Source organism: Bradyrhizobium sp. sGM-13 (assembly GCF_018398875.1).
Taxonomy (GTDB): domain Bacteria; phylum Pseudomonadota; class Alphaproteobacteria; order Rhizobiales; family Xanthobacteraceae; genus Bradyrhizobium.
In genome coordinates, this window is record NZ_JAGWDK010000426.1 from 1 (window position 1) to 239 (window position 239).

Consider the following 239-nt stretch of genomic DNA (forward strand, 5'->3'; position numbering starts at 1 on the left):
CATGCAACGATCGCTCCCAACATCCACAGCGCGCCAAGCAGTGGCTGCGGCGAGGCGCAATCCCTCTCGCCGGTCAGCGCAACGAGCGCCACGCCGCACACGGACAGCGCAATGCCGGCGACACGGCGTCTCGATGGAGTTTCTTTGAGACCGATGACCGCGGCGACGACGACAGCGGCGGGAACAAGCGCGAACATGAGCGCCCCTTGGGAGGCCGAACCGTAGAGCAGCGCATAGTT

Annotated in this window: 1 pseudogene; it reads right to left on the reverse strand. The window is 65.7% G+C overall.

The annotated features are described in order from the left end of the window. A pseudogene (locus KJQ96_RS39535) lies at positions 1-197 on the reverse strand (hypothetical protein); the annotation flags it as partial. Between the last annotated feature and the right edge of the window lie 42 nt (positions 198-239).